General features: G+C 55.5%; 18 protein-coding genes and 1 pseudogene. 16 read left to right on the top strand and 3 right to left on the bottom strand.

All coding sequences use genetic code 11. From position 1 onward, the window contains the following. The first annotated feature begins 20 nt into the window (after positions 1-20). The 11 genes from B7L15_RS16140 to B7L15_RS16090 all read left to right on the top strand — a co-directional run bounded on the left by B7L15_RS16140 (position 21) and on the right by B7L15_RS16090 (position 9517). A complete protein-coding gene (locus B7L15_RS16140) occupies positions 21-1184 on the top strand; it encodes a Gfo/Idh/MocA family protein (RefSeq protein ID WP_085919958.1) in 1164 nt (387 codons plus the stop codon). 47 nt (positions 1185-1231) lie between these two features. Beyond that, the gene (locus tag B7L15_RS16135) at positions 1232-2002 is read left to right on the top strand and encodes an SDR family NAD(P)-dependent oxidoreductase (protein WP_085919957.1); all 771 of its coding nucleotides are present in this window, start codon (positions 1232-1234) and stop codon (positions 2000-2002) included. A 280-nt stretch (positions 2003-2282) separates the two neighbouring features. Continuing rightward, positions 2283-2570, top strand: a complete 288-nt coding sequence (locus tag B7L15_RS16130; RefSeq protein WP_085919956.1) for a hypothetical protein — start codon at positions 2283-2285, stop codon at positions 2568-2570. A 212-nt stretch (positions 2571-2782) separates the two neighbouring features. Beyond that, positions 2783-3898: an OpgC domain-containing protein gene (gene opgC, locus B7L15_RS16125; RefSeq protein WP_085919955.1), complete on the top strand. Its 1116-nt coding sequence runs from the start codon at positions 2783-2785 to the stop codon at positions 3896-3898. Between the two features lie 26 nt (positions 3899-3924). Beyond that, positions 3925-5022 carry a serine hydrolase gene (locus B7L15_RS16120; RefSeq protein ID WP_254902962.1) on the top strand — a complete coding sequence of 366 codons (1098 nt, stop codon included), beginning with the start codon at positions 3925-3927 and terminating at the stop codon, positions 5020-5022. Between the two features lie 89 nt (positions 5023-5111). After that, complete coding sequence (locus tag B7L15_RS16115; protein WP_085919953.1) at positions 5112-6047, top strand: ABC transporter ATP-binding protein; 936 nt, start codon at positions 5112-5114, stop codon at positions 6045-6047. Next, positions 6044-6805, top strand: a complete 762-nt coding sequence (locus B7L15_RS16110; RefSeq protein WP_066316609.1) for an ABC transporter permease — start codon at positions 6044-6046, stop codon at positions 6803-6805. The genes B7L15_RS16115 and B7L15_RS16110 overlap by 4 nt, the downstream gene beginning before the upstream one ends. Before the next feature lie 34 nt (positions 6806-6839). Then, positions 6840-7844, top strand: a complete 1005-nt coding sequence (locus B7L15_RS16105) for a nucleoid-associated protein (RefSeq protein ID WP_085919952.1) — start codon at positions 6840-6842, stop codon at positions 7842-7844. 36 nt (positions 7845-7880) lie between these two features. Then, on the top strand, positions 7881-8345 hold the full coding sequence (locus tag B7L15_RS16100; RefSeq protein ID WP_085919951.1) for a TerB family tellurite resistance protein: 465 nt from the start codon (positions 7881-7883) through the stop codon (positions 8343-8345). Further along, positions 8338-8931, top strand: coding sequence for an exopolysaccharide biosynthesis protein (locus tag B7L15_RS16095; RefSeq protein WP_085919950.1), 594 nt, complete (start codon positions 8338-8340; stop codon positions 8929-8931). Before B7L15_RS16100 ends, B7L15_RS16095 begins: the two co-directional genes overlap by 8 nt. A 28-nt stretch (positions 8932-8959) precedes the next feature. Then, entirely contained in the window at positions 8960-9517 is a 558-nt protein-coding gene (locus B7L15_RS16090) for a YqhA family protein (protein WP_085919949.1), read from the top strand. 5 nt (positions 9518-9522) lie between these two features. Here the strand turns inward: B7L15_RS16090 and B7L15_RS16085 are convergent, their stop codons facing one another. Further along, positions 9523-10548: a serine hydrolase domain-containing protein gene (locus B7L15_RS16085; protein ID WP_085919948.1), complete on the bottom strand. Its 1026-nt coding sequence runs from the start codon at positions 10546-10548 to the stop codon at positions 9523-9525. Positions 10549-10825: 277 nt separating this feature from the next. Continuing rightward, the gene (locus B7L15_RS20030; RefSeq protein WP_369596868.1) at positions 10826-11317 is read right to left on the bottom strand and encodes a hypothetical protein; all 492 of its coding nucleotides are present in this window, start codon (positions 11315-11317) and stop codon (positions 10826-10828) included. Positions 11318-11356: 39 nt separating this feature from the next. Here B7L15_RS20030 and B7L15_RS16075 point away from each other — a divergent pair, with 39 nt between their 5' ends. The 5 genes from B7L15_RS16075 to B7L15_RS16055 all read left to right on the top strand — a co-directional run bounded on the left by B7L15_RS16075 (position 11357) and on the right by B7L15_RS16055 (position 20830). Next, the gene (locus tag B7L15_RS16075; protein ID WP_085919946.1) at positions 11357-12673 is read left to right on the top strand and encodes a UDP-glucose dehydrogenase family protein; all 1317 of its coding nucleotides are present in this window, start codon (positions 11357-11359) and stop codon (positions 12671-12673) included. 205 nt (positions 12674-12878) lie between these two features. Beyond that, a complete protein-coding gene (gene fliD / locus B7L15_RS16070) occupies positions 12879-14231 on the top strand; it encodes a flagellar filament capping protein FliD (RefSeq protein WP_085919945.1) in 1353 nt (450 codons plus the stop codon). 225 nt (positions 14232-14456) lie between these two features. Next, positions 14457-15857: a flagellar filament capping protein FliD gene (fliD, locus tag B7L15_RS16065; RefSeq protein ID WP_085919944.1), complete on the top strand. Its 1401-nt coding sequence runs from the start codon at positions 14457-14459 to the stop codon at positions 15855-15857. A 240-nt stretch (positions 15858-16097) separates the two neighbouring features. Beyond that, entirely contained in the window at positions 16098-17228 is a 1131-nt protein-coding gene (locus B7L15_RS16060; protein WP_085919943.1) for a FliC/FljB family flagellin, read from the top strand. Between the two features lie 188 nt (positions 17229-17416). Then, the gene (locus tag B7L15_RS16055; protein WP_085919942.1) at positions 17417-20830 is read left to right on the top strand and encodes an O-linked N-acetylglucosamine transferase, SPINDLY family protein; all 3414 of its coding nucleotides are present in this window, start codon (positions 17417-17419) and stop codon (positions 20828-20830) included. Positions 20831-21486: 656 nt separating this feature from the next. Here B7L15_RS16055 and B7L15_RS19400 read toward each other — a convergent pair. Further along, positions 21487-21660, bottom strand: a pseudogene (locus B7L15_RS19400) (IS1380 family transposase); the annotation flags it as partial. Positions 21661-21706: the final 46 nt, after the last annotated feature.

Genomic DNA, 21706 nt, shown 5'->3' with positions numbered 1-21706 from the left:
AAAGTGGAGGGCAATACGCCATGAGTAATCAACACGACACGCCGCGTCGGCTACGCCTGGGCATGGTCGGCGGTGGCCAGGGCGCGTTTATTGGCGGCGTACACCGCATTGCCGCCCGGCTGGATGACCACTACGAGCTGGTGGCCGGGGCCTTTGCCTCTGACCCTGAGCGTAGCCGCGCCGCTGCGGCGGAACTGCACGTGGCCGATGACCGCGCCTACCCCGACTACCAATCCATGGTTGAAGCAGAGCGAAAGCGGTCGGATGCCATTGACGTGGTCGCCATCGTGACGCCCAACCACATGCACTTTGATGTGGCGCGCACCTTTCTTGAAGCGGGCTTTCACGTGATCTGCGATAAGCCGATGACGATCACGTTGGAAGAGGCCCAAACTCTCGCCGAGCTAGTGGAGCGCACCGGGCTGTTTTTCGGCTTGACCCATAACTACTCCGGCTACTCGCTGGTTCGCCAGGCGCGAGAAATGGTGGCAAACGGAGAACTCGGGGACCTGCGCGTGGTGCAGGTGGAATACCCGCAGGACTGGCTTTCCACACGCCTGGAAGATAGCGGTTTGAAGCAGGCCGAGTGGCGCACCGACCCCAAGCGCAGCGGCCCGGCGGGCTGTTTGGGCGATATTGGCACTCACGCCTACCACCTGGCGCGCTACGTGACCGGATTGCAACTGGAATCACTTGCCGCCGATATGCACACCTTCGTTGAGGGGCGGGCGCTGGATGACAACGTGCATATGCTGCTGCGTTTCAAGGGCGGTGCCCGGGGCATGCTGTGGTCGAGCCAGGTAGCGGCGGGTAATGAAAATGGCCTGCAACTGCGCGTTTACGGCAGTCAGGGCGGCCTTGAGTGGCGTCAGGAAAATCCCAATCAGCTCGTGCATTCGCCGTTGGGCGAGCCCCCACGTATCTTGACCCGCAATGGCCCAGGCTTGTGTGAAGCTGCCCAGGCGGCGGCACGCATCCCACCGGGGCATCCAGAAGGCTATCTCGAAGCCTTTGCGCAGCTATACAGCGATTTCGCGGTGCAGATCCACGCGCGTCAAAAGGGCTCAAGTGCCAATGCACTTGCTGTGCCAACGCCGGGTGTGGCTGATGGTGTTGATGGCCTGACGTTTATCACCCGTGCATTGGCCTCGTCCGCCGCTGGTGGTCAATGGGTAGACGTATAGTCGAGGCAGATGGGGTTGAATAACAATAAAGCGGCGTAGGAATCGATATGAACCAACAATCAGCGCGTTATGCGAGCCTAGAACAGCGGGTGGTCTTTATTACCGGGGGCGGCAGCGGCATCGGGGCTTCGCTTACCCGCGCGTTTCATCATCAGGGCGCGCGGGTGGTGTTGGTCGATATCAATGACACCGCCAGCGAAGCGCTGGTCGATGAACTCCGCGCAGAGACTGGTGCCGCGCCGCGCTACCACCACTGCGACATCCGCGATGTGGCAAGCCTCAAGCAGGTGATACACGCGACCGGCCAAAACGTCGGGCCGATCCATACGCTTGTGAACAATGCTGCCAACGACGATCGACATTCCTGGCGGGAAGTCGATGTTGCCTACTGGGATGAGCGTATGTCGCTTAACCTGCGGCCGATGTTCTTCGCCGCCCAGGCGGCCGCCGAGCAGATGATACAAGCAGGCGGCGGCTCGATCATCAACTTTGGCTCGGTCAGTGTGCGAATGGCGTTGGGCGGTCTGCCCCTTTACGTCACCGCCAAAGCGGCGATTCACGGTTTGACACGCAGTCTGGCTCGGGACCTGGGGCAGTATAATATCCGCGTCAATACGCTGGTGCCCGGCGCGGTCATGACTGAACGACAGCTCGAGAAATGGATTGGCCCCGATGACGAAGCCGCCATTCAAGCCCGTCAGTGTCTCAAACTGCGACTTGAACCTCAGCATATAGCGCCCACCGCACTGTTTTTAGCCAGTGCCGAAAGTCAGGCCATGACCGGCCAGGAACTGTCGGTGGATGCCGGTTGGGGCTAGGTAAGGAGGCGGCGTAGGCAATGTGTATAACCTCCTGATCCAGTTCTCATGGCAGAGCCTGTTGGGCGCATGTGCCAGCGTTAAACAGCCATCAAGCGGTTAAAGACGTCAAATTAACCGCTGTTGGAATGATGATTGGTTTTATATCTATTTGATTTTTATTGGTTGTTTTATTTATATAAAGCCCTGGCATGCTGGCTGCAAATATCTAGGTAAGAACGGACAGGCAGGAAGGCCTAACGTTCTTATCAGAAAGTGAAGCCAAACAGGAGGCAGTATCATGATGAAAACGGAATCTCTCAAGAAGCTAGGCATCCTCGGTGTATCTTTCGGTCTGATGGCCAGCCCGCTAGCCTTTGCTGACATGCATGAAGAAGACGAGCAAGACCCTGCCCCGCAGGAAGAAACGATGGAGGATGAAGGCCAAGGTTCAATGAACTCCTTCGATTCTGAAGAGGAAGGTCAAGACACCACCACTTATGAGGAAGAGGAAGAAGAGCAGGAAGATTGGGAAACAACAGAAGAGGAGGACGCTGGTTCCGATTCTGAAGAAGATTCTGACTGGTAATCCCTTTATGCCAGTTGCTTAACGCCTCAAATTCAATGTTGAGTTTCAAGTGCCCCGCTTCTGGCGGGGCACTTCGCGTGTGCGATGAGTCGGTGCTCCGCTTACGCTGCCATCGAAAGCGTTGAACCTGCAAGCAAACATCGGGTTCATAATCGATCCCAAATGCGGTATTAACTTATTGACTGAAAAGGATCAGCACAGGAAATAAGGACATGCCGATGGCGATTGCCTGGAACGAAACGCCCCATCTACCCAAAGCGGACGGCCGCATTGAAGCGATTGATCTAGCCCGTGGTATCGCGATTGGACTGATGATCGTCAGTCACACCGTCAGCGGATTAGTGGGCATCCGCAATGTGCCTGACTGGGGCATGGTGCCGATTCACTTCCTCACCAAGTTTTCCTCGTCGCTGTTTATTCTGGTGTTTGGCGTCGCCCTGGCGGTGGCGTTTCTTACCCATGTTGATCGCCACGACTGGCCTAAACGCCGCCTGAAACTCTGGCTGCGCGCGGTGGAAGTCTGGTTCTGGTACAAGGCGCTGTTGATCATCGAAATGCTGCCGTTCAATACGCCTAGCGAGATCGTCGACGCGCTGCTCTATGGTCGTTTTGGCATCTGGGTGGAAATCCTCGGCTTCTATGCCATCGCCTTGCTCTGGATGCCGTTGATCCTGCCGTTGTGGGCGCGCGCCCCGCTATGGGGGCGGCTGATCGTCATAGCACTGCTCACCGCCCTGGCCGCCTGGCTGCAAGGGTTTTCGTTTGGCGGGAACGACATCCTCAAGGCGCTGCTGGTGGACCATGAAGATCACTACGCCTGGGGCCAGATTAGCCGGGCGCCGCTTATTTTGCTTGGGCTGTTATTGGGCGAAGCGCTGCTGCGCTGTTCGGGCGACCAATTGCTGAAACGTCGCCTCACGCTCACCTTGCTCGGTCTGGGCGCCCTAATGATCGCCGGGTTTTATGGCCTGGCGCTTGTCGGCGGTGACGTTTACGCCGCCATGTTGGGGGTCGCCAATAACGAGGGTAAACATCCGCCCGGGATGGCCTTTATGCTATTTAGCCTGGGCGGCGCGCTGGTGTTGTTCGCCCTGGCCCTGGCGGGTGGCACCAAGGCGGCCAGGGTGCTTAAGCCCCTTACCCTGGTCGGCTCAGATGCGCTCAAGTCGTTTATTTTCCATATCGTGATGATTTTCCTGGTGCTGCGTTTCCTGTTGGAGGGCGAGGGCGACTACAGCTATCCACAGGCGCTTGGGATTGGCGGGCTATTAATTCTTGGCACGGCGGCGTGGATTTGGCTGACCCGCTGGATGGCTCAGCATCGTTAAACGCCAAGAAAACGGGGAGAAATGGTTTGCGACACTGGATGCAGCACGGACTTGTGGCGGTAGCGCTGCTGTTTGTACAACCCGCTCAAGCGGAAGCATACGACGCGCATTGGTACCATGAGGTGGATAAACGTAGCGGCTGGCAAAGCGACCTTGATGCGCGCATGAGCGTATTGGAAGAACGTTTCGCCGGTGATATTGGTGTCTACGTGCAAGATCTTTCCAGCGGTGAGGCCTACCGCTGGCAGGCTGATCAGCCCTGGTACCTCGCGTCACTGATCAAGATTCCGGTCGCGGCGGAAGTCTTGGGTGAGCGTATACCGACCCGCGAGCGTCTCACACTGAACCAAAGCGATTACGTGGATGGCGCTGGGCCCACCAACTGGCACGACCCCGGCACGCCCATCTCGGTGGGGTACTTGCTGGAGCACATGATTACCGTGAGCGATAATACCGCCACGGACATGCTGATTGACCGCGTTGGCCTGGATAACGTCAATCATCGCGCCCAGTCCATGGTGGCGGCCAACGGTGGTGACCCCGACGCGCTGGGGCCAATCTCCAAGCTGGTGAGCGTACGTCAGGGTGTCTACGGTGAGCTCCATCCCGGGGCGCGTGAGCTTGGCGGCATGGACTTTATAAGTCTCCGTCAGTCGCCGGTAAATCAGCGCTCCCGCGCACTGGCGCAGCGGCTTGGCGTTTCACCCCAAGCGCTTAATCAACCCGATTACCATCAAGCCTTTGACGCCTACCACGCCAGCGGCGAAAACGTCGGTACCTTGCGCGCCGTTGGCGACGTACTGGCAACGCTGTACCTTGGCACCATGCCTGACCTCCAGGGTACGCCTCGTGATGAGTTGCTTGCCCTGATGGCCAACACCACCTCCGGGGAAGCGCGGTTAAAGCAAGGGTTGGGTGACTGGGTGAGCTTTGCCCATAAAACCGGCACCCAGGACCGGCGCAGCTGCGATGCCGGGCTGGTGGAGAGAAATGACATGCCCAATGCTGCCTGGGCATTGGTTGCCTGCACCCAGGGGCCCGACGCGGTCAGTGAACACGAGCGCGCGCTAGCAGGCGTCGGATTAGCCCTGCGACGCAGCGGTGCATTGGGCACACCCTGGTAGCCAGCCGTTTGTTTACTGCCCGTGCTAAACTATCGCCCGCGCCATTCGCTATCAGCGGCTCACTTCAGCCGCTTTGTCAGGAGCCTGCCTTGAACGATGCCATTATCGAAATCCGAGGTCTGAACAAAACCTACCGGGGCGGTTTTCAAGCGCTCAGCCGTGTCGATTTACAGATCCAGCGCGGCGAGATTTTTGCCCTGCTGGGCCCCAATGGGGCGGGCAAAACCACGCTGATCAGTGTGGTATGTGGCCTGGTCAACCCCAGCGAAGGCCAGGTGCTGGTGGACGGCTTCGACAACGTCGCCGACTACCGCCAGGCCCGCGAGCGCATTGGCCTGGTCCCCCAGGAGCTCACCAACGAGGCGTTTGAAACCGTCTGGAACACGGTCAGCTTCAGCCGTGGCCTGTTCGGCAAGGCGCCTAACCCGGCGCATATCGAAAGCGTGCTCAAGTCGCTGGCGCTGTGGGATAAGCGCAATAACCGCCTCATCACGCTGTCCGGCGGCATGAAACGCCGCGTGCTGATCGCCAAGGCGCTGTCCCATGAGCCACGTATCCTGTTCCTCGACGAGCCGACAGCTGGTGTCGACGTCGAGCTGCGCCGCGAGATGTGGCAGGTGGTGCGCGAGCTGCGCGATAACGGTGTGACCATCATTTTGACCACCCATTATATTGAAGAAGCCGAAGAAATGGCCGACCGCATTGGCGTTATCAACAACGGCGAAATCGTGCTGGTCGAAGACAAGCACGCGCTGATGAGCAAGCTGGGCAGCAAGCAGCTGACGCTGTACCTCAACGAGCCGCTTGAAACCCTGCCGCCCGCCCTCGACCGCCCGGAGCTCAGCTTGACGGCCGAAGGCAATGAGCTGGTCTATACCTACGATGGCCACCAGGAAGAGGACGGCCACGGTATTCCTGCGCTGCTCACCGACCTTGAACGCGAAGGCGTTACCTTCAAGGACCTGCATACCCGGCAAAGCTCGCTGGAAGATATTTTCGTTGACCTGGTTAAGGAGCGCGCATGAATCTCTATCCTGTTCGCGCCATCTACATGGCCGAAATGGCGCGTACCCGGCGCACCCTGCTGCAAAGTATTGTCTCGCCGGTGATCTCGACATCGCTCTATTTTGTCGTCTTTGGCGCGGCGATTGGCTCGCGCATCAGCGAGATTGATGGCATCAGCTACGGCGCCTTTATCGTACCGGGGCTGATCATGCTGATGTTGCTGACCCAGAGCGTGTCAAACGCCTCGTTCGGGATCTTCTTTCCCAAGTTTTCCGGTAGCATTTACGAGCTGCTTTCGGCACCCATCTCGTACCTGGAGATTGTCATGGGCTACGTGGGGGCGGCGGCGTCCAAATCGATTCTGCTGGGGCTGATTATTCTTGCCACTTCCGGGTTTTTTGTACCCCTGGAAGTCGCGCATCCCTTCTGGATGCTGACCTTTCTGGTGCTGACCGCGGTTACCTTCAGCCTGCTGGGCTTTATCATCGGCATCTGGGCTGAGGGCTTTGACCGCTTACAGCTTGTGCCGCTGTTGGTGATTACCCCGCTGACCTTTCTGGGCGGCAGTTTCTACTCCATCGACATGTTGCCGCCGTTCTGGCAGGGCGTCACCCTGCTCAACCCGGTGGTGTATCTGGTCAGTGGTTTTCGCTGGAGCTTTTACGGCATCAGCGACGTCAGCCTGGCGGCCAGCGTTATCATGATCTGCCTGTTCCTGGCGGTCTGTTTAGCCACCATCGGCTGGATTTTCCGCACCGGCTACCGTCTCAAACCCTAGCCTTAAACCCTAGCAAGGGAGCGCCACACGTCTTATGCCACTTCTGCACAGTATCGTCCATCGCCTGGACCCGACGCTTGACGGCGAGCGCCTGACGCTGACCGCCGCCCCGGTTGAGGCCGACAGCGCCGAACCGGTCATGGAAAGCCTGGTCAGTGCGCTCAACGACACCTACAACACCAAGCCCAAAGGCTGGGGCCGGTTTGCCGAAGAGGGCGAGCGCGCCGGGCCGTTATCGGTGTGGCTGAAAGACTACCTCGCCGGTGAGCAGCGCTTTGCCGAGCTTGCCACTGCGTTGGCCGAGCGACTCGTCAACACCTTGCAAGAGCAGCTTTCAGTCAGTGGTTACCTGGTGATCAGCCATCAGCGCCAGGGCGATACCGAAACGCTTTTCATGGGGCTTGCCCACCAGCGCGAGGGCATTGGCATCGATGACTCGCACCAGGCGGTGCCCGCCGCCCAGCTCAACACCCGTCAGCTGACGCTGGCCGCTAGGATCAACCTCAGCCAATGGCAGAGCGATTCGCCGGATGCCCAGTACGTGTCGTTTCTCAAAGATCGCGGTGGCAAGAAACTGGGTGAGGGGATGATGGCCTTGCTGGGTATGGAAGAAGGCATTGATGCCCCGGAGGAAACCCGCACGCTGCTCAAAGCCTTCAGCGACTATGTCGAGAAAGAAGACTTCGATGATGAGGCCAGCCGGGAAAAAACCGACACCCTGGTGGATTACGCCAACGATCAGATGAGCCGTGGGGAACCCATGACGCTCGACGAACTCTCAGCGCTGGTCGACGAAAAACAGCCCAAGGCTTTCTACGAGCACATTCGCAATGCCGATTATGGCCTGTCGCCGGAAATTCCCCCGGACAAGCGCACGATCAATCAATTCCGGCGCTTTACCGGACGGGCGGGCGGCGTCTCGATCAGTTTTGACTCGCACCTGCTCGGCTCGAGCATTGAATACGACGCCACTCAGGACCGGCTGATCATCAAGCAGGTCCCCAAACAGTTAAAAGAGCAACTGACTAAGCAGTCGTAAGGCGCTTGCAGCGTCTTGCGTGCATAGGAGACCCCCATGCTGGACACTATCCAAGAGTTTTTTCAGCGCACGCTTGTGCAACCCGAGCAGCGCGATAACCGGACCATCACGCTCGAACTGGCTTCGGCCGCGTTGCTGTTTGAAATCGCCCGGGCCGACTACGATACAAGCGACGCCGAGCTTGAGGCGTTACGTCGTATGCTGCTTCAGCGCTACCAGCTCAGTGAAGCCGATGTTGACGAGCTGATGGCGCTGGCGCAGGACGAAGTGGAAGACGCGGTCGACCACTACCAGTTTGTCAGCCTGATCAAGGATCACTACGACTACGAACAACGCTGCGAGCTGGTGGCGTTGATGTGGCAACTGGCCTGGGCCGACGGCAGCGTCGATGCCCTGGAAGAACACCGTATTCGGCGCCTGGCGGATCTGCTTCACGTCAGCCACAGCGATTTTATTCGCACCAAACTATTAACCGAAGAGCGTATAAACCAGAATGGATGATCGTCGCGAAGGCTCGACTTTAATGGATCTAATTGCGTCGTTGGAGCGCATGGAGCAGGACGCTCAGCGAGTCAGCGTTGACGATGTGGTGCATGCCGTGGGGCGGCGTTCCTTTGGTCCCTTGTTATTGGTGACGGGGCTGATCACGCTGGCACCGATTATTGGCGATATTCCCGGCATGCCCACATTGATGGCGCTGCTGGTGCTGCTGGTATCGGGGCAGTTGCTGGCCGGGCGAGAGACCTTCTGGCTACCCAACTGGATGCTCAAGCGCTCGATTTCACGCCATAAGTTCGATAAAGGCATTTATTATCTAAAAAAGCCCGCTCGCTGGATTGATGGGTTGCTGCGGATTCGTCTGCCGTGGTTAACCGGCTATATTGGCATCCGCGTGACGGCCTTTGTGTGCCTTTTGATTGCTCTGGCTATGCCCCCCATGGAGTTTATTCCCTTTTCTGCCAACGGCGCCGGGCTGGCGCTGTCGTTGCTGGGCCTCGGGTTAGTCGCGCGGGATGGTGCTGCATTGGTGCTGGGGTTTGCGCTGTTTGGCATCACCTGCACACTCATTCTCGTTGGTCTGCTTTAATTTTTGCGCTAACAACAAGGAACCGACCATGATCGATACGCCGCCGACGCCCCCCAAACCGCCCGAACAGCAAGGTCGCTGGGAGCGGCGAGTCGAAACCGCACTATGGAACTCGCGGTTTCTGGTCATGCTGGCCGTGGTGCCCAGTCTGATCGGCGCGGTCATGCTGTTCGTGGTGGGCACAGTCGATATCTTCAAGGTCGTGATGCGCACGCTACACTACTATTTCGTGGACAGTAGCGTCGATATCCACGAAAGCCTGGTGCCCGATATCATTATCGCCGTGGATATCTATTTGATCGCCATCGTGCTGATGATATTCGGGTTGGGCATTTACCGGCTGTTTGTATCACGTATTGACCAGGCGGAAGCGCGCTATCCTCATCATCCTTTCAACGTCGCCTCGCTCGATCAGCTCAAGGATAAAATCGCCCGCGTGGTGATTCTCGCGGTGATTATCGAGTTCTTCCGTGCGGTGGTGGATATCCGCTTCGCTACCCCGCTGGAAGCGATCTACCTGGCGCTTTCGGTTCTCGCCCTGGCCGCTGCGCTCTACCTGATGAGCCTGGGACACAAAAAGGAATAGCCGGTTTACTCGTACGTTAAGAGATTCGCAACCATGGTATTCAGGCGTTCCTGAAACTGCCCGCCGGGCGAGGGCGGCGTTGGGTCAGCGGTCATGGCGATGGTTAACGCCCGCTCGGGGACCACAAACAGCGCCTGGCCGCCGAAGCCGCGCCCGTAGTAAACGTCTTCGCCGCCCAACTGCGTGATAAACCAGCCATAGCCGTAACCGTCGCCCGTCCAGCGAGAAGTGCCCCGCGGCGTCCAGGAGCGCGCGACCCAGCCTTCCGGCAGCACACGCTGTTCGTTGCCGTTGCCATCAACGACGACACCGTCGTTGCGATACAGCTCGCCAATGTGCACCAGCGCACGCGGTGAGAGCTGCATATCGTTACCGCCGAAGTAGATCCCCTGAGGATCCTGCAGCCAGGGGGGGATGGCAATATTCAGTGGCTCTGCCAGCAATCGCTGGGCCAGTGTGTAGGTGGACTCGCCGCTGGAGTACGTCAGTGCGGCAGACAGCAAATGACTGGAACCCGTGGAATACAGCATGCGACCGCCGGGTCGGTCGACAAATGGTCGTGTCAGCGCATCTTCCACCCAGTTGGGGCTGGCCACCCAGGCGCCGTAATTCTGGCCGGATGTGCGCTCAAGCCCTGCCTGTAAAGACAGCAAATGACTCACGGTGATATCGGCAACCTCGGGGTCCGCCCCTTCAGGCACATGGTTGCCGAGCAGCGACACCAGCGTCTGATCGGTGGATTCGATAATACCCTCTTCGATAGCAGCTCCCACCAGCGCCGCCAGTACAGTTTTCGAGAGTGACTTGATGTTCGCGGGCGCATCAACCCCCGGGCCGCCCTGGTGGTGCTCGTGAATGATCCGACCCTGATGGGCCACCACAATGCTGTGCAAGCGTGAATAACCGCGGGCGTCGTCGCTCAGGTTGCTGAGCGCATCAGCCTTGGGCGGTGAGGGAGACGTCGGTTGGGCACTAATGGCGGAGGAGAACAGCGTGGCAGCGAAAAAAGCGGCGGACATCAACAAGCGCATGGCAAACTCTCAACAAACAGGAACCTGTTTGAACCCACAGCGGTGTAAGGGTTCCAGTCAGTCTTGTTAACTGAGGGGGCAACTAACGTCTTGAATACGCAAAATCTGGGAAGGGTTGCTAGGCTACATAGGTCAACAACAAATTGCGTTTTTAACCACGCAATTCGCAAGGAGTGCATCTATGAGAAATATTATCTATATCATCGGGCTGGTCGTGGTCGTGCTGTTTATCCTGTCGTTTCTAGGTATCCGCTAAAAACGACGTTAGTGTCAGGGGCTAGGCACAGTCCGCTGCGCCTTCCCCGAACATATCAAACATCAGCTCGCGACCCATGGGGGTCAACACAAACCGACCCTGCTCATTGCGGGTGGCCGCTTGGCTGGTTTCCAGCACCTGCTGGCAGGTGGCCCAGTCCGGCGCGCTCTGGTTGAGCAACTTCAATTCTTTGCTGCTCAGGCCGCGTTTGGTCAGGGTGATGGTTTCCAATACATGCCCGTTGTCGTAAAGCAGCTCTGCCACGACGGCCAAACACTGGCGTAAACTGCGCTGAACGTGACTGGCGGTGGACATGTCGTTGGGCATTTCCTTCTCCTGATACGTTAGCCGGGCAGCACTGAGCGTCTGAAAACGCATGCTTAATGCTATGTGCTCAATGCCGGGGTGTTGCAGTGCATTATAAACGAAAGTCGATATTAGACCAACGTCTATCCCATGTTTTTCCTGCCACGCCCCGTCATCAATGCCCAAATGACGTGATAAGCTCGTCATAAATTTCGCCACCCGTATTGATGAGTGAGTTAACACGGCATGCATATCAGTGTTTTTGGAACCGGTTACGTAGGATTAGTCGCAGGCGCCTGCCTGGCCGATGTCGGCCATCAGGTCACCTGCATGGACGTTAACGCCGAGCGGATCGCCCAGTTGAATGCCGGTGAAGTGCCCATCTTCGAGCCGGGTCTCAGCAATATTGTCGCGCACAATGTCGACGCCGGGCGGCTCAGCTTTACCACCAATGCCGAGCAAGCCGTGCGCGATGGTGAGCTGGTGTTTATCGCCGTGGGCACCCCGCCGGATGAAGACGGCAGCGCAGACTTGCGCTACGTCCTGGATGTTGCGCGCACCATTGGCCAGCACATGAACGATTACAAGCTGGTGATCGACAAATCCACCGTGCCGGTAGGTACTGCTGAGAAGGTGCATGCAGCGATCAGCGAAACCCTCGCTGCCCGTGGCGTCGATGTGCCGTTTGATGTGTGTTCCAACCCTGAATTCATGAAAGAAGGCGCCGCAATTGAGGACTTTACCCGCGGCGCACGAATTATCGTCGGGACTGAAAGCGAGCGCGTCAAAGCCCGCATGCACGAATGCTACGCCCCCTATAACCGTAACCACGAAAAATTGATGTTCATGAGCGTGCGCGCGGCAGAACTCACCAAATACGCCGCCAACGCCATGCTGGCCACCAAGATCAGCTTCATGAATGAAATGGCCAACCTTGCCGAACGTCTCGACGTGGATATTGAAGACGTGCGCCGAGGCATCGGCAGCGATCCGCGCATTGGCTACCATTTTATTTACCCCGGCTGTGGCTACGGCGGCTCATGCTTTCCCAAGGATGTGCAGGCCCTTGAGCGCATCGCGCTGCAACTGGGCTACACCCCCGCGCTACTCAATGCAGTGGAAACGGTTAACGCCCAGCAAAAGCAAACCCTATTCACCAAACTGCAATCAGCGCTGGGTAATGTGACGGGTAAAACCATTGCCGTGTGGGGGCTGGCCTTCAAGCCCGACACCGACGACATGCGCGAAGCCCCCAGCCGCACGTTGATGGAGGCGGTCTGGCAGGCGGGCGCCAAGGTGCAGGCCTTCGATCCCGAGGCCATGGCCGAATGCCGCCGCCTTTACGGCGACCGCGACGATCTGCTGCTCGCCGGCGACCGCATTCAGGCAGTCAAAGGGGCTGATGCCCTGGTGATCTGTACCGAATGGAAAGCATTTCGCAGCGTCGATCTGGAATGGCTGGCCAGCCAGCTAAACGATAAAGTGGTGGTCGATGGCCGCAACCTGTTTACACCAAGCGCCGCCCAGGCAGCGGGGCTTACGTATCTGGGGGTCGGGCGATAGCGTGCACTCGCACACGCTTGGTTACATTTTGGTACTTAAAAATTGGCTAGAATGTTCAAGGTTGTTCTTTATAAGCCGAGTCACTAAGTAATCAGTAATGAAATAAACATATTTAACGTTAGCAACACGGTAGCCCAGTAAGGTGTAGTGGATGGGCGTTAATGAAGGCGGTTGCTTCACTCGTTTCAAAAAAGGCGGTTAGCGTATGGGTGCTATTTCTTCTCTCGGTATAGGGTCAGGGTTGGACCTGAACGGCTTGCTCGATCAGCTTGAAGACGCTGAACGCGAAAAGCTTGTCCCGATTGAGCAACAAGTAGAAACCGAAAATACCAAAATATCGGCCTATGGGCAGTTGGAGAGTGCGCTTTCCGAGTTCCAGGACTCGGCGAGTGCACTTGCTGACGGTTCCCTCTTCGAGAGCCTGTCGACCAATGTCAGTGGCGAATCAGTGGGCGCTGCCGCCGATGAAACTGCCATGCCCGGCAGTTACAACATTACCGTGGATACCTTGGCCACGCGGGGTACGTTGGCCTCCGAGGGTGTAGACGATGCGGAAGCGGCACTCACCACGGCCGCCCAGGACATGACGTTCGCCTTTGGCGACGGCAGTGAAACGACGGTTGCCATCGCCGCCGACAGTTCGATGGAAGATATCCGCGATGCCATCAACGCGGATGAAAACGCGGGGGTCAATGCCACTATCATCAACGATGGCACCCAAGATCGGTTGGCACTAAGCTCACGAGAAACCGGTGCGGATGCATCTATCAGTAACTTCTCGTTTAGCGATGCCGCCCCGTTCGCTGCTGATACAGCAAATACATTGCAGGATGGCACCGACGCTGCTTTAAACGTCAACGGCATCGATATCACCAGCCCGACCAATCAGGTCGAGGGTGCGATTCAAGGCGTTACGCTGAACCTGCAAAGCGAGGGCGATAGCACCGTTGCGGTAGAGCAGGACACTCTTGCCGTGCGTGAAGCTGTCACGTCGTTTGTCGATTCGTATAACGCGCTGAAAGAGTCAACAGGCGAGCTGACCAACTTCAACCAGGAGACCGGGCAGGCTGGACCACTCAATGGTGACAGCACGGTTCGTACCGTTGAGTCTCGCATGCGCAGCGTGCTGAGTGGCGATGTGGCGCAAGAGGGCGATGGCTTCTCGATGCTTAGCCAAGTCGGCATTTCGCTTGAGGTTGACGGTACGCTCTCGCTGGATAACGACAAGCTAAATGACGTCGTCGCCAACGACCAGCAGGCCCTATCTGAATTCTTCGCGGGCAGTGGCGATAATCCTGGTCTGGCAGGTCAGGTGAATACCACCGTGGAGCAGATGCTGAGTACCAATGGTACCGTTACTGGCGCGATCAGCGGCAGTGAAAGCCGTATTGAATCACTGAGCAGTCGCTACACCAGTATGGAGCAGTCCATCGGTCAAACCATTGATCGCTATCGCACCCAGTTTGGCCAATTGGACGGCATGATCGCCGAAATGAACCAGACCAGTAACTACTTGACTCAGCAGTTTGCCGCGCTAGATGCGCAAGCTGGTGGCTAATAGTCTCCGCGAATCAACGTAACTCATGAACTTGAGCCCGCCCTTCTGGCGGGCTTTTCAATGCCAGTGTGATACATTAAGCAACAAAAAGGCGTTAAAGAAGCCTGCTCTTTGGCCGATAGGCAAAGAACATATATTAAAGAATCGATAAAAACAGAACACGGGCGGCCTTTTTATGGGCGCAATACGTGTTTGGTTTAGCCTTCTACACTGAGGATTCCCAGTATGGCGACGATAACCTCTCTCGGTATTGGCTCAGGCCTAGACCTCAACAGCCTGTTGGACCAGTTGAACGATGCCGAGCGCGGCAAGCTCGCACCGATTGTCCGCCAGCAGGAACAGCAGGAAGCCAAGATTTCCGCCTACGGCAAAATTCAATCGTCCATGGATAAATTCCAGGATGCGGTTGATGCGCTGAATGATCCCAAACTCTACCAGAGCCTTTCGGCCAACGTGCGCGGTGACGAGGTTTCGGCCACCACCAGCGCGGATGCCATGCCCGGTAGCTACCGGGTAGAGGTTACTGCGCTTGCCACCGCCGGGACGCTGGCCTCTCAACGACTGATCGATACTGAAAGCGATGCCCCTCTCGATATGGGTGGTGCCACCCAGCTACGGCTCGATTTTGCAGGCCAGGAAAGCGTTAACATCGACGTAGCCGCGGGCAGCAGCCTGGAAGACATTCGCGACGCGATAAACGCACGGAAAGACGCGGGCGTCAGCGCCAGCGTGATTTTTGACGGCGAAGGCTACCGCCTGGCCCTTAGCTCCAGCGAGACGGGCCTGGATGCCTCGGTAACCGGTTTCAGCTTCGTAGATGCCGGTGGCACTGACGTCGCCACGCCGCCTTTTGCCAGCGACACCGCGCAAAGCGGCCAGGATGCCGCGCTGACGGTTAACGGCATTGCGATTACAAGCCCCAGCAACAGCATTGAAGATGCCATTCAAGGCGTGACCCTGAACCTAGGCAAGCTAAGCCTAGGGGCGGGCGAAACCGCTAGCAGCACCGTCACGGTAGAGCGCAACACGCTGAAAGTACGCGAAGCGATTGGCGCATTTGTTAAAGCTTTCAATGATGTCAAAAGTACCATTGGCACCGCCACCAATTATGATAGTGAGACAGGTGTGGCGGCGGAGTTGGTGGGCGATAGTACTGTGCGCACCATTGAAAACCGCCTTCGCAGCGTATTGACTGGTGGTGTTGCGGGCGGTGAGTTTTCCACACTAACCCAGCTAGGTATTACCCTGCAGCGCGACGGCACGTTGGAAATGGACGACGAAGCCGTCAGCGATTTGGCCAAAAACAGCCCCGATTCCCTCAGCGATTTCTTTACAGGTGTAGAAGGTAATGAGAACTCAGTGGGGTTGGCAAGCAGCTTAAGCACGACGCTTGAGCAGCTGATGAGCAAAAACGGCACCCTGGGCAATGCGATTAGCGGTGTAGAAAACCGCATCGATAGCCTTGGTGAGCGCTATGAGCGTATGGAAAGCACTATTGATCGCACTATTTCCCGCTACCGTACCCAGTTCGGCCAATTGGATGCGATGATCGCCCAGATGAACAGCACAAGCTCCTATCTCACCCAACAGTTTGACGCGCTGGATTATCAGTTGGGACGTAAGTAACCCGTTCGCTAGCCAGCAATAGAGCAAGTCATATCAACAGGGCCGAAAGGCCCTGTTTGCGTATCAAAATTCTAGCAAGCGCTGTGTTTACTTTTGATAACAATTTTTTAGCGAATTTTGGTGTTTTTTTAACTTTGACCCTAAAGGTTCGCTCTGCCGCGCCGTTAATAAATATAACGGCACACAAGGTGGCCGAAAGCAGGCCTCAGGGCCAGTGTCCAAAGCAAGGAGTATTACACCATGTCAGTGATCAATACCAACATCACCTCGATGATCGGCCAGCAGAACCTGCGTGAATCGCAGAACAGCCTGCAGACTTCCATGGAGCGTTTGAGCTCTGGCCTCCGCATTAACAGCGCCAAAGACGACGCCGCCGGTCAGGCGATCGCCAACCGCATGACTTCTCAGATCAATGGTCTAAGCCAGGCGCAGCGTAACGCCAACGATGGTATCTCCGTCGCGCAGACCGCTGAAGGTGCTCTTAACCAGGTTAATGACAACCTACAGCGTATTCGTGAACTGTCTGTTCAGGCGCAAAACGGTACCAACAGCCAGGACGATTTGAACTCTATCCAGGCAGAAATCGACCAACGCCTTAACGAAGTTGATCGTATCTCTGAAGAGACTAACTTCAATGGCGTACAAGTACTGGCCAGCGATCAAGGTCTTCAAATCCAAGTTGGCGCTAATGATGGTGAAACAATTTCAGTGAATCTCGAAGAGATTACTGCTGAAACACTTAGCCTGGATACCTTCAACGTCAACGGTGTTGATGGCGGTGCTGCTGCTCTGACGGCTTACGCGGCTGGTGATATTGTAGATGGCGATGGCGATAACATCACTGCTGGTAACGTGACCTTAGCCGATGCCGGGACTGCGGGTAACTTTACCCCTGATGCTCTTGATTCAACTGCGTTCAAGCAAGATGGAAATGGTAACTGGTTCATTCAGGGTACCGATGCTGATGGCGCCACTGCGTTTGTTTCTGTTGATGCAAGCGACTTTACAATTGTTGACGGTGCTGCTGGTGACACAACGAGTAACTCCTTAACGGTGAATATTAATTCCGATGAGGCAGTTGTTGTCGGCGAGCTTAGTGACGGGCCGATGGCTGCACTTGATTCTGCGCTGAGCACTGTTGATACCTTACGTTCTGATCTCGGTGCGGTGCAGAACCGTTTCGAGTCGGCCATCACTAACCTGAGTACCAACGAAACCAACCTGGCGTCTGCTCGTTCACGCATCGAAGATGCCGACTATGCGTCTGAAGTAGCCGACATGACGCGCAGCCAGATCCTGCAGCAGGCCGGTACTTCAGTACTGGCGCAGGCCAACCAGCTGCCGCAGAACGTGCTATCTCTGCTGGGCTAATCCTCTCGTTAGTATTTTGAGCAATTGCTCAACACTTAGCGGGCCTTCGGGCCCGCTTTTTATATTGGGTTCCTGCCAAACCGCCCAATAACTCGCTAATATGGAGGCTGCTTCTCATTTTAGCTCCCTAGTAAGCAGCGTACGCTTAATTTTTTATTGTTTGCCTTTTTTCGACCGAGCCGCTAAGAATGCCAGCCAAACAACACCGCACGTCAAAACGCCCGTTGCATAAAAAAAACATGACACGCGAGCAAGCCAAGCGTTATGCCTTGAAGCACCCGGAGAACGCGGATGCGTGGCAGTGGTTGGGACGGCTGTCCGCAAAAGATGGCGATCTGGACGAAGCACGGAAAGCATTTGAAAAAGCGGCTGAGCTGGCCCCCAGCGAGCCAAAACACTACGAATGGTTAGGTTATGTGGCTTATAAGCGTCACAACGTTTATCAAGCGCTGGCTTACCTGGATGAGGCTGAGTCAGTAGGGGAGCCATCGGCACATGGTTTGATTACACGCGCTAAGGTTTATTTAGATCATGCTGCTTTTGGTAAGTCGTTAGCCTTGGCCGAACGGGCCCGCCAAATTGCTCCAAATGACATTGATGTACTAAGTGCTTTAGGGGCGATCTATTTAGGCCTTTACCGTTACGATGATGCCAAAAATGTCTATGAGCGCTTAATAAAGCTTCAACCAGGGCATTATTCTCATTGGAACGGTGCTGGAAACGTTTGTCGAGAGCTTGGGCGGATTGACGATGCCTATTTTTATTACTTTGAAGCAGTTAAGCGCGCAGCTGAAAATCCTTTACCCTACTCCAACCAACTAACAGCAATGCACTACGACCCAATGGCAAGCCGTGAAGCAATTGCTGAGATGGCTCAAGCCTGGGAAGCGCGCTACGCCCCGAAAACAGCTCCACCTCGGCCACGGCGCACCCTTCAGCCGAGTAAGCGTTTGCGTATAGGTTTTTTTTCAGACGGTTTACGCAAGCACCCCGTCGGCAAGATGATTATTCGATGCTTGGGAAACCTAGCAACATCTGAAGCAGAGTTATTTGCCTATACCTCTAGCGAGGTAAATGATGAGTTGACGCGTAGGATTAAAGCGGTAGTGCACCACTGGCAGTCCATGCAGCACCTTTCTGATGAAGATTTTGCCCAAATAATCCGCGAAGATGAAATAGATATTTTGATTGACCTCACCGGGCATAATGCCGGTAACCGTATGCGTGTAATGGCCATGCAGCCTGCACCGCTGCTGGTGAAATGGGTTGGCGGGTTAATCAATACCACCGGTGTGCAGGCGATCGACTACTTGATCAGCGATGCCATCGAAACTCCACCAGGCGAAGATGCGTATTACACTGAGAAACTCATTCGCATGCCGGATGACTACATCGTGTTTGACCCGCCGGCCAAACTACCGCCATTAGCCGAACTACCTGCTAACCGCAATGGTTATATCACGCTGGCTTGCTTTAATAACCCCACCAAACTTAACAGCGTCACCCTGGCGCGCTGGGCGCGCATTATGCAGGACCTACCCAATTCCAAGTTGCTATTAAAAGGCCGTCCTTACACCAGCGAAGCCTTTTGCGAGCGTCTTTACAGCGCGATGGAAGCGGAGGGCATTAAGCGAGAGCGGTTAATTATCGAAGGTCCTGGCAGCAACTACGAGTTACTTGAAGCCTATAACCAAGCCGATATCGCCTTGGACCCCTGGCCTTATTCAGGCGGGCTGACCACCTGCGAAGCATTCTTGATGGGCGTGCCGGTCGTCACGTTACCAGGGCCAACCTTTGCGGGCCGTCACAGTGCTACCCACCTAACCCATGCGGGCATGCCAGAATTGGTGACCCATAGTTGGGAGGAATATCACACCCGCGTGCTAGAACTGGCCAGTGATTTAGAAAGTTTAAGTACTATTCGCCGCAGCTTACGCCAGGTACTGCTGCAATCACCATTATGTGATGGCCCGCGCTTTGCCAAACATTTTACCCAAGCCATGCGTGCCATTTGGCAACGTTACTGTGAGAAAAAAGCCCCAGAAGCGCTATCGTTCAATGCGGCAGGTGATCTGTGGTTTGAGGATGACAAACAACTGTTGGATATTCAGGCAGCAGAGAAGTCTACCTCAAGCGATAGTTTCCAGTGGGAGTTAATAGGCAAGCTCGTTGTGCTGGATAACAGCGCCAAACTCATTAAAGCCAGCGCGGCAGAAAAGCTTGCCAAAACCAATGCCTTTGCTCTCCTTGCTTTTGATGCAGCGAGCGACGTTCAAAACCCAGAGGCCTACGCTGGGCATGAACATATCCAACTATTCCAACAAACCTCGCTTGGCGATGGCCAGCCAGCCAAACTCAATGCCTGCCTGGAACCGGCGCTAAGCAGCTCGCTCACCCCACTGCCAGATAACCAGTTGCCTGAACGCCATAGAAAAGGCGCCAAGGTGTTGGCCCAGTTGCCCATTAACACGATCGCACTGGATAGCATTAACGGTCTCGCAAGTCTAGATTGGCTAATTTTGGATGAGCTTAGTGATGCCGCCAGCATTCTTGAACACGGCAAAAATGCGCTGAAAGACACTTTGCTCATTCAAGCCTGTGTCAGTTTTCAGCCAACGCACGAAAGGCAGCCAAGCCTTGCCGAATTACAGCACTGGGCAAGCCGCAACGGCTTCCGCTTTTATCGCTTTAATAACGAGCAACATGTCGGCTACTTCCCGGAATCAGTACCCGAAGAAAAGCGACAGGCCACGGAACTGCAAAGTGCTGATGCGCTATTTCTTCCCAGCCATGACCGCCAAGCCCAACTGAGCGACAACCAGCGCACTAAGCTAGCCTTCCTACTGCATACGGTATATGGCATCAAGGATATGGCTTATAAGTTGTTGAAGGATTTCAATGAAGATAAAGCGGAAAAGTATCTGGCTGAACAAAGTTTGTTGGTTTTTAATTCAGAGAAAACAGGGGAGACCCCACAGTCCGAAAAGGAAGAGCCATATGAAACAACAAATAGTACACAAGAATTTCCTCTGCCTGACGCTCCACATATGTCTCTAGGGGAGCGTAAACTCTTCAAAATAAGCCTCGAAAAAGCAAACCAATATTTCGAATTTGGGTCGGGCGGCTCAACCGTATGGGCCATTGCTGAAGGGTTGACAGTGAAAGGCGTGGAAAGCGATGACAAATGGGTCAATGCACTTAAGAATAAATTGGGCGAAAAATGCCAAATCGAAGCAGTCGATGTTGGTCCTACCAAGGAGTGGGGCTTTCCTGTTTCGATGCAGGAAGCATCGAAATTCCCGGCGTACAGCACGGCTATTCATCAACATCCACAAGCTTTTGATTTGATTCTTGTTGATGGTCGTTTCCGTGTAGCCTGTACAATGGCTGCTATTCAGCACATTTTGGAATACTCAAAAGAACCGGAGAAGGCCCGTATTTTTATCCATGATTTCTGGAACCGCCCCCACTATCATGTCGTTCTAAAATTTTTAGAAACGGTAGAGAAAGCTGAATCTGCTGCTCTTTTCAAGATCGCTAAAAACGTGGAGAGAAATAAAGTAGCTGACTTGTGGGAGGAATATGCTAAGCAGCCGCAGTAATGTCACCTTTTGATTGCTAGAAGGGGTTGGCCAGAGACTAAAAAAGAATTTGATCTGTCTCAGCGAAATGGTCAACTCCTAGACTTTGAATGCGTTGGCTAATTGGTGTGCCCGTCGACATTACAGCTATTCTGGGCCCATGAGGTAGAAATGTAAGATATCATTATTGGCTCAGGTGTTGCGGTCCTTCCGGCTCTTATTGGATGGTCTCTAAATCACTTCTGGCATGATAGAAACTACCGGCTTGCAATGACCAGCGAACGGGCGCGCTGGAACTCTGGTGCAGAGGCTTGGGCGGGGTGTGTTATCGATACGATGGTTCGGATGCATTCTCGCTTTGATCGCCTGGATCATAATTAAGCACTTGAGCAATGCAGCGAGTTGTCAATTTCACTTTCAATTTTAGTCGATCAGGGGAGGTTGTACCTGAATCCGTGAAGCCGGCGCCGACACTTTCCCTATCACCGCCAGCGAGCACTTTTTGATCATTCGCCCCGTGCAAGTTGGCTTTCGCAAGCCCGTTATTGCCAAAACCCACCGTGCTGATCGGTGCTGACGGCCCGTTTTGTCATGCCTTTCCACCCGCCAGGCACGACATATCTGGCGATCGCGTGTCGCTTGGAACTGCTTGTGGATAGAGTGTCGCCGATTGACGGTCAGCATGGCGTTCCTCGTGGATAACGCAGTCGGCTCCGCAGCGTCTTGAGCACCGTCATGCGCCCGATATCCTGCCCGAAGTCGAGGATGATCTGCCGTGCCTTGTGAATCACGAGAGCCGCACGGTGCACCARCTCTTGTAGCACGGTGCGCAGCTCTCGTGATTCACAAGGCACGGCAGATCATCCTCGACTTCGGGCAGGATATCGGGCGCATGAC

It is taken from the genome of Halomonas sp. CSM-2, assembly GCF_002119345.1.
GTDB classification, from domain to species: domain Bacteria; phylum Pseudomonadota; class Gammaproteobacteria; order Pseudomonadales; family Halomonadaceae; genus Vreelandella; species Vreelandella janggokensis.
This window is presented reverse-complemented; position numbering and strand designations above follow the sequence as displayed.

Bases quoted from the DNA above. Each gene is read 5' to 3' on its own strand.
- fliD (WP_085919945.1), top strand. From the start codon at position 12,879: ATGGGTGCTATTTCTTCTCTCGGTATAGGGTCAGGGTTGGACCTGAAC.
- fliD (WP_085919944.1), top strand. From the start codon at position 14,457: ATGGCGACGATAACCTCTCTCGGTATTGGCTCAGGCCTAGACCTCAAC.
- B7L15_RS16095 (WP_085919950.1), top strand. From the start codon at position 8,338: ATGGATGATCGTCGCGAAGGCTCGACTTTAATGGATCTAATTGCGTCG.
- B7L15_RS16085 (WP_085919948.1), bottom strand. From the start codon at position 10,548: ATGCGCTTGTTGATGTCCGCCGCTTTTTTCGCTGCCACGCTGTTCTCC.
- B7L15_RS16140 (WP_085919958.1), top strand. From the start codon at position 21: ATGAGTAATCAACACGACACGCCGCGTCGGCTACGCCTGGGCATGGTC.
- B7L15_RS16055 (WP_085919942.1), top strand. From the start codon at position 17,417: ATGCCAGCCAAACAACACCGCACGTCAAAACGCCCGTTGCATAAAAAA.
- B7L15_RS16105 (WP_085919952.1), top strand. From the start codon at position 6,840: ATGCCACTTCTGCACAGTATCGTCCATCGCCTGGACCCGACGCTTGAC.
- opgC (WP_085919955.1), top strand. From the start codon at position 2,783: ATGCCGATGGCGATTGCCTGGAACGAAACGCCCCATCTACCCAAAGCG.
- B7L15_RS16075 (WP_085919946.1), top strand. From the start codon at position 11,357: ATGCATATCAGTGTTTTTGGAACCGGTTACGTAGGATTAGTCGCAGGC.
- B7L15_RS16060 (WP_085919943.1), top strand. From the start codon at position 16,098: ATGTCAGTGATCAATACCAACATCACCTCGATGATCGGCCAGCAGAAC.
- B7L15_RS16135 (WP_085919957.1), top strand. From the start codon at position 1,232: ATGAACCAACAATCAGCGCGTTATGCGAGCCTAGAACAGCGGGTGGTC.
- B7L15_RS16090 (WP_085919949.1), top strand. From the start codon at position 8,960: ATGATCGATACGCCGCCGACGCCCCCCAAACCGCCCGAACAGCAAGGT.
- B7L15_RS16110 (WP_066316609.1), top strand. From the start codon at position 6,044: ATGAATCTCTATCCTGTTCGCGCCATCTACATGGCCGAAATGGCGCGT.
- B7L15_RS16130 (WP_085919956.1), top strand. From the start codon at position 2,283: ATGATGAAAACGGAATCTCTCAAGAAGCTAGGCATCCTCGGTGTATCT.
- B7L15_RS16100 (WP_085919951.1), top strand. From the start codon at position 7,881: ATGCTGGACACTATCCAAGAGTTTTTTCAGCGCACGCTTGTGCAACCC.
- B7L15_RS20030 (WP_369596868.1), bottom strand. From the start codon at position 11,317: ATGACGAGCTTATCACGTCATTTGGGCATTGATGACGGGGCGTGGCAG.